Annotated in this window: 7 protein-coding genes; all 7 read right to left on the bottom strand. The window is 63.0% G+C overall.

The genetic code is table 11. The annotated features are described in order from the left end of the window. Window positions 1-307: SDR family NAD(P)-dependent oxidoreductase (locus tag AC1D1P_RS09995; protein WP_477672858.1), on the bottom strand; the 307-nt coding region annotated here is incomplete at its 3' end. Between the two features lie 3 nt (window positions 308-310). After that, window positions 311-1,399 carry a DUF695 domain-containing protein gene (locus AC1D1P_RS09990; RefSeq protein WP_477672857.1) on the bottom strand — a complete coding sequence of 363 codons (1,089 nt, stop codon included), beginning with the start codon at window positions 1,397-1,399 and terminating at the stop codon, window positions 311-313. After that, on the bottom strand, window positions 1,396-2,577 hold the full coding sequence (locus AC1D1P_RS09985) for an acetyl-CoA C-acyltransferase (RefSeq protein WP_477670098.1): 1,182 nt from the start codon (window positions 2,575-2,577) through the stop codon (window positions 1,396-1,398). Before AC1D1P_RS09985 ends, AC1D1P_RS09990 begins: the two co-directional genes overlap by 4 nt. A 300-nt stretch (window positions 2,578-2,877) precedes the next feature. Then, window positions 2,878-4,755: a bifunctional isocitrate dehydrogenase kinase/phosphatase gene (gene aceK / locus AC1D1P_RS09980; protein ID WP_477672856.1), complete on the bottom strand. Its 1,878-nt coding sequence runs from the start codon at window positions 4,753-4,755 to the stop codon at window positions 2,878-2,880. A 17-nt stretch (window positions 4,756-4,772) separates the two neighbouring features. After that, a complete protein-coding gene (can, locus tag AC1D1P_RS09975; protein WP_477666831.1) occupies window positions 4,773-5,465 on the bottom strand; it encodes a carbonate dehydratase in 693 nt (230 codons plus the stop codon). Between the two features lie 51 nt (window positions 5,466-5,516). Then, window positions 5,517-6,293, bottom strand: coding sequence for a hypothetical protein (locus AC1D1P_RS09970; RefSeq protein WP_477670100.1), 777 nt, complete (start codon window positions 6,291-6,293; stop codon window positions 5,517-5,519). Between the two features lie 47 nt (window positions 6,294-6,340). Beyond that, a partial coding sequence (locus AC1D1P_RS09965; RefSeq protein WP_477672855.1) for an isovaleryl-CoA dehydrogenase occupies window positions 6,341-7,502 on the bottom strand: 1,162 nt, incomplete at its 5' end.

Here is a 7,502-nt window from a genome sequence, read left to right as displayed (position 1 = left end):
GCACATTGGTGTGCAGGGTGTGGTCAAACGCCTCGCGCGTCGGCGGCGTCAGTGCATCGCCCTGCGGAAAGACGCCGGCCACGTAGAGGGCGATGTCGATCTCTTCGCCGTCCAGCAGCCAGGCCAGGCCGCTGATGCTGGCAGGCTGGGCCACGTCCAGCCGCAAGGCCTTGGCGCCCAGGGCCTTGAGGCGCTGCAGGCCTTCGTCGTTGCGTGCGGTGGCTATGACGTTGGCACCGTCCGCCAGGTACTGGCTGACGAATTCAAGGCCTATGCCGCGTGATGCGCCGATGACGAGGACTTTCATGGATTAGCCCGCGAAGTTGAAGTACTTCGACCATGACGGGTCGAACGCATTGCTCAGCTCAACGTCGGCGAACGATGCGCCGCGCAAGCTGGTGTCAATCACGCCGAGTGCGGCAGGCAGGTCGCCCACGTAATAGTTGGCCAGGCGCCGGCCGTTCCTGACCACGGTGTGGGACAGGATGCCGGCATGCTGAAGCTCCAGGCGGGTGGCGATCTGCTCCTGGACTTCGCGGGCACGCTCCAGTGCCGCATGGTCATCCACGGGCAGGCGCAGCTCGATCGCGTGGCCCAGGTCAGGCCGCGCTGCAATCGCATTGGCGCTCTGGTTGACCGCCACGATCGCCTTGTCACCCTCCTGGTCGTCTTCTTCGTCGTCGCCCTCTTCGTCGCCGTCCTGGTTGTTGCCAAAGACGACCGTCATGACAGACCACCGGTGTTCGCCGCTCGGGAACAAGCCTGTGTGCCCCAGTTCATTCGTCCAGAACGCGTCGAGTACAGCGCCAAACTTGTCGAGCGTCGTGGAGCCGGCCACCTCGTCCGAAAACGCGTCGACGAAATCCACAAAGCCCACCTTGACCGCGAAGTCGTACTCGCCCAGCACATGGTCGAGCATGATGAAGGTCATGTTGCGCGCATGGTCCTRCATGTCGCTGGGCAGTTCACGCGCAAACATGACTTCGATGCCCACCTGCCCTTCATCGGCGACGTGGCCGATCAGCACGTCGGAGGTGGCCAGTTCAAAGTTGTCCATCCGCATGGGGAAGTCGGGGCTTTCCGTGCGGGCGCGAAAGGCAGTGAGGCTGTAATGCTTCAGCGGCGGCGCGCGCTTGACGAAATCCAGCAGCAGCGGAAAGGTTTCGGTACTGCCGTGCGCGGTGGCGATCAGTTCGACCTGCTGGTCGCCGTCGTCAGCCGACATTTCCAGCGCCAGCCCTTCCAGGTACTCCTCGAGAACTTCATTGATGCTCTCGACCTGGTCGCGTACCGGCTGGCGGACAAGCTCCGCCTCGCCCTCCTGGAATTTCAGCCAGAACGCATCGATGCGCTGGGCGAGCTCAGCGGGTGAAAGCGTTTGTGGTGCTTCTTGCGTCATACCAGCTCGATCGCCATGGCCGTGCCTTCACCGCCGCCGATGCACAAGGTGGCAACGCCTTTCTTCAGGCCGCGGGCCTTGAGCGCGTGGATCAGCGTGACCAGGATGCGGGCGCCGGACGCGCCGATGGGGTGGCCCAGCGCGCAGGCGCCGCCGTTGACGTTGACGATGTCGTGGCTGATGCCGAGTTCTTTCATCGCGGCCATGGGCACCACGGCGAAAGCTTCATTGACTTCCCACAGGTCCACGTCTTTGGCGCTCCAGCCGATCTTCTTGAGCAGCTTGTTGACCGCGCCGACCGGGGCGGTGGTAAACCATTCAGGGTCTTGCGCAAACGTGGCGTGGCCGAGGATGCGCGCGATGGGCGTGGCGCCCAGTTCTTTGGCGGTGGATTCACGCGCCAGCACCAGGGCGGCGGCGCCGTCGTTGATGGACGAGCTGGAGGCGGCGGTGATGGTGCCGTCTTTCTTGAAGGCAGGCTTGAGTGTGGGAATCTTGTCGAGCTTGACCTTGCCCGGGCCTTCGTCGATAGAGATCACCGTTTCGCCGCTGCGGCCCTTGACGGTGATGGGCGTGATTTCGGCCTTGAAGGCACCGGATTCGGTGGCGGCCTTGGCGCGGTTCACGCTGGCGGTGGCAAAGGCGTCCTGCGCTTCGCGGGTGAACTTGTACTTGTCGGCGCACTGCTCGCCGAAGGTGCCCATGGCGCGGCCGGGTTCATAAGCGTCTTCCAGGCCGTCGAGCATCATGTGGTCATAAATGCGGTCGTGCCCGATGCGGATGCCGCTGCGGCCCTTGAGCAGCAGGTGGGGTGCGTTGGTCATGCTTTCCATGCCGCCGGAAACCATCACGTCGCGGCTGCCGGCGATGAGCTGGTCGTGCGCGAGCATGGTGGCTTCCATGCCGGAGCCGCACATTTTGGACAGCGTGACGGCGCCCACGCTGGCGGGCAGGCCGCCCTTGAAACCGGCCTGGCGTGCCGGCGCCTGGCCCTGGCCGGCCATCAGACAGTTGCCGAACAGCACTTCATCGACCTTTTCAGGCGCAATGCCGGAACGTTCGATGGCGGCCTTGATGGCGTAGCCGCCCAGGTCATGGGCCGACAGGCTGGCGAAGTCGCCCTGGAAGCCGCCCATGGGGGTGCGGGCTGCGCCAAGGATAACGATGGATTCAGACATGAGGAGGTCCTTTCAACAGGTAAGAAAAATTCGGGAGGCATCTGTCAACAAGCCGCGACGGACGCAGGATAAGTAGCAAAGCCAAGGTGGAGCGCGCTCCCAKCCAGCCAGGGCCGCGGAACCGGCTTTGCCGGGCCGCAGCCGCAGCGCCACCGAGGGGCTGGAGCCCGCGGCTCCAAGCCTGCCTGCGCAGGCTTGGACGGGCGACAGAGGCGAAGCGTCTCGCGAGCCGCGGCCTGCAAGGCCTCGCGCATTACACGGAGCCGAAGGCGAAGTGAAAAGCGTGGGGGCCAACATCTTCTAGGGCGTCAGGCCGCTCAGGCCTGTGAGCACGGGCTCGGGCGGCAGTTGCATGAGGACTTCATCGTGGGGAGCACCGGGGCTGTGCAGCGCGACAAAGCGTTTCTCGCGCTCATAAGGAAATACGTCGTGCACGTGGCCGGCCTGGATGCGTGCCTGGTGGCTTTGCCAGAAATGGGCGTCGAGCAGGTCGCCGTGGTGCTTCATGAAGACTTCGCGCACCGCGTCATTGCCGAGCAGGAAGGGGCCGAAAGTTTCGGGGAACACGTCCTTGGGGCCGACGGTATACCAGACCTCGCCGCTCATCTCTTCTTCCTCGTTGCGCGCGGCGGGCACCTTGCGGAAGTTGCAGTCGGTGATGTATTCGATCTCGTCGTAGTCGTAGAACACGACCTTGCCGTGGCGCGTGATGCCAAAGTTCTTCCAGAGCATGTCGCCGGGGAAGATGTTGGCGGCCACCAGGTCCTTGATGGCGTTGCCGTATTCGACGACGGCACGCTCGATCTGGTCCTGGGCTGCCGGCTCTTTCACGCCGGCGTCAAAGGCTTCCTGCAAATAGATGTTGAGCGGGATCATGCGCCGCTCGATGTAGACATGCTTGATGATGACTTCGGTGGCACCGTCGCCGTCGCGGTCGCTGATCTCAAGCTGGCTGGGCGCGAACTTTTCGATCTCGGCGATCAGCTCGTCGCTGAAACGTTCGCGCGGAAAGGCCACTTCGCTGTATTCCTGCGTGTCGGCCATGCGGCCCACGCGATCATGCTGCTTGACCAGCAGGTACTTGCCCTTGATCTGCTCGCGCGTGGTGTCTTTTTGCGGCGGGTAGTAGTCCTTGATGACCTTGAACACGTAGGGGAACGAGGGCAAGTCGAACACCAGCATGACCATGCCCTTGATGCCGGGCGCAATGCGGAACTYGTCGGTGGAGTGCCGCAGGTGGTACAGAAAGTCGCGGTAGAAAAGCGTCTTGCCCTGCTTGGCCAGGCCCAGCGCGTTGTAGATTTCAGCGCGCGGCATGTGCGGCATCATGCTGCGCAAAAACTGCACGTAGGCTGACGGGATGCCCATGTCGACCATGAAGTAGGCGCGGGCAAAGCTGAACAGGATGAGCAAATCATCTTCACCAAACAGCGCGGCGTCGATGACCAATTTACCGGCCTTGTTGTGCAGCACCGGCAGTGCAAACGGCACTTCGTTGAAGCCGTTGATGATCTTGCCCACAACGTACGCGCCCTTGTTGCGGAAAAACAGGCTGGTGAGTACCTGGATCTGGAAGTTGGCGCGCAGCTTGACGTCGGTGAGCCGCCCGCTGATGGCTTCAAGCACATAACCCGCGTCGCGCTCGAGGTTGTCAAACGGCAGGCGCAGGTCGAAGTCGCGCACCAGCTGCAGCAGCACCTCGCGCATGTTGTCGCGGGTGGGGTAGTAGGCGCGGTAGGTCGGCTGCGACACCAGCTCGTCGTTCTCGATGTATTCGGTGCTGACGGCGGGCCGCACGAAGATGAAGTCGTTCTGGAAGTAGCTGCGGTGCAGGATCTTGGTGGTGACCGAATTGAAAAACGTTTCGGCCAGCTCGGGCTGGTGGTGATTGACCAGCAGGCCGATGTAATGGAGCTTGACCTGCTGCCAGACGTCCATGGGCTGGTCGCCGGCCTTGAACTCGCGCTCCAGGCGCATGGACGCTTCGCGCACGCGCAGGTCGTAGAACTCGATGCGTTCGCGCTGCGCGCGCTGCTGGCCGTGCCAGTCTGCCGTTTCAAAGCGGTGCTTGGCGCGCGCGGACTCGGTTCGGAACAGTTGGTAGTGGCGGTTAAAGCCGTCCATCATCGCCTTGGCGATGTCGTAGGCAATGCTCGAGTCCAGGCGCTGGGGGAACATGGCTTGCTGTGCGCCGTTCAGACCAGCTGCTGCTGTTCACCGCCGCCGACGCGGGCGTTCCAGGTATCCCACACACGGTCGATGGCCTTGCCGTAGAACTTGTTGAGCTCGTCGGGCGCCGACACGCTCATCTGCAGGTCCTGCAGCAGACCGTCATGCACACCGAAGGCCCAGCCGTGCACGGTGACCTCCTGGCCGCGCGCCCAGGCATCAACCATCACGGTGCTGACGGAAACATTGACCACCTGCTCGATGACGTTGATATCGCAAAGGGCTTTGGCGCGCACCTCTTCGGGCAGGCTGTCAAGGAGCTGGCGGTGGCGGTGGCGCACATCCTGAATGTGGCGAAGCCAGTTGTCGGCCAGGCCGATGCGCGCGCCTTCCAGCGCGGCCTGCACGCCCGAGCAGCCGTAGTGCCCGACCACCATGATGTCCTTGACCTTGAGCCGCTCGACCGCGAACTGGATGGCCGAGAGTGCGTTGAGGTCAGAGTGCACGACGATGTTGGCGACGTTGCGGTGAACGAACACCTCGCCGGGCTCCAGGCCGGTGATCTGGTTGGCGGGCACCCGGCTGTCAGAGCAGCCTATCCACATATACCTGGGCGTCTGCTGCTTGACAAGGCTGGTGAAGAAGCCTGGGCGCTCGGCTTCCATCTGCGCGGCCCAGGCGCGGTTATGGGCGAAGAGGTCTTGGAGCGATGTGGTCATGGKCGTATTTTCRCCTGCCCGCGGGGATGCCGTCCGGCAAGCGGCWGAAAGTCATGTTTCATCGATCGCTCTCGCCTTCAACAGCGCTTTTTCGCCCAGGCATTTATCGGTCAGGGTGGCGAGCTCTTTGTCGCTGAACGGGTTCGAGGGTGCGGGGTTCGGCCCGACTTTCACGATGGATGCGTCGACCAGCAAAGGTCCTTCCCCGGAAAAATCACAGACAAAACGGTATTTGCCGTCGGTGAGCGAGGCGGTCAGCATCTTCCGGGTCTGGTACAGCTTGCCACTCTGGTAGCACCACCTGTCCACTTCACCGTCACCCTGGACCAGTCCGGTCAGGCAGCGGTCTCCTTCGCGTTCATAGAATACGCCCTTGCCTCCCGCCAGGAGTGGGCGCAGGTTCTTGAAGTCAGGCGTTGGGCCGAGCGAATACATCAACTGCTGGGCGGGATAAGGATTTCCGGCGCCATGGGCGTATTCAAACAGCGTGAGGTTTCCCATGCTTGCCCACTTGAACTGCTCACATCCCGTGTGATGCGCCAGGCCCTTGGCGGTAAAACCCATGGGTTCGTCAAGGTCGATGCTGACGGTGGTGCCGTCCCGCAGGGTGAGGCCGACGGCGTAGGCCGCGAAACGGCCCTTCAGGGCGAGCATAGCTTCCTCGGAGACCTCCCCCACCCTTGAGGCATCCAGAAAGACGTTCACGGCCTTTCCCCGCAGAGATTCGGGGACGCCGCATTCGAACGTAGCGTCGGCTTGCGGCACTGCCGCGTAGGGCGGGGGCTCATCTTTTTCGCACGCACCGAGAAGCGCGGCAAGCACGAGCACAAGGAGCCATCTCGCCGTCTGATGTATCACTGGCATGGGTACCGGCCTTACATGGTCTCGGCGAACAATTCGCGTCCAATCAGCATGCGGCGGATTTCGCTGGTGCCGGCACCGATTTCATAGAGTTTGGCGTCGCGCCAGAGGCGGCCCAGCGGGTATTCGTTGATGTAGCCGTTGCCGCCGTAGATCTGCACACCCTCGCCGGCCATCCAGGTGGCTTTTTCGGCGCACCAGAGGATGACGGAGGCGCAGTCCTTGCGGACCTGGCGCACGTGGTCGGTGCCGAGCATGTCGAGGTTTTTGGCCACGGTGTAGGCAAACGAGCGGCCGGCCTGCAGCACGGTGTACATGTCGGCGACCTTGCCCTGGATGAGCTGGAACTCGCCGATGCTCTGGCCGAATTGCTTGCGGTCGTGGATGTAGGGCACGACGTTGTCCATGACGGACTGCATGATGCCCAGTGGCCCGCCGGTGAGCACGGCACGTTCGTAGTCGAGCCCGCTCATCAGCACTTTCGCCCCGCTGTTGAGGCCGCCGAGGATCTGGCTGGCCGGCACTTCGACGTTGTTGAAGACGAGCTCGCCGGTGTGGCTGCCGCGCATGCCGAGCTTGTCGAGCTTTTGCGCGACGGAAAAGCCCTTCATGCCTTTTTCAATCAGGAAGGCGGTCACGCCGCGCGCGCCAAGCTCGGGTTCGGTCTTGGCATAGACCACCAGGGTGTCGGCATCGGGGCCGTTGGTGATCCACATCTTGCTGCCGTTGAGCAGGTAGTAGCCGCCCTTGTCTTCGGCCTTGAGCTTCATGCTGATGACGTCGCTGCCGGCGCCGGGTTCGCTCATGGCCAGCGCACCCACGTGCTCGCCCGTGATGAGCTTGGGCAAATATTTTTTGCGCTGCTCATCGGTGCCGTTGCGCTTGATCTGGTTGACGCAGAGGTTGCTGTGCGCGCCGTAGGACAAGCCCACCGAGGCGCTGGCGCGGCTGATTTCTTCCATGGCGATCATGTGGGCCAGGTAGCCCATGTTGGCGCCGCCGTATTCCTCACCCACGGTGATGCCGAGCACGCCGAGCGAGCCCATTTTTTTCCACAGGTCCATCGGGAACTGGTCGTTGCGGTCGATCTCGGCGGCGCGCGGGGCGATTTCGGCCTGCGCGAATTCGCGCACGGCGTCGCGCAGGGCGTCGATGTCTTCACCGAGCATGAAGTTG

It is taken from the genome of Polaromonas sp. P1_E1_2 (assembly GCF_056406035.1).
This window is presented reverse-complemented; position numbering and strand designations above follow the sequence as displayed.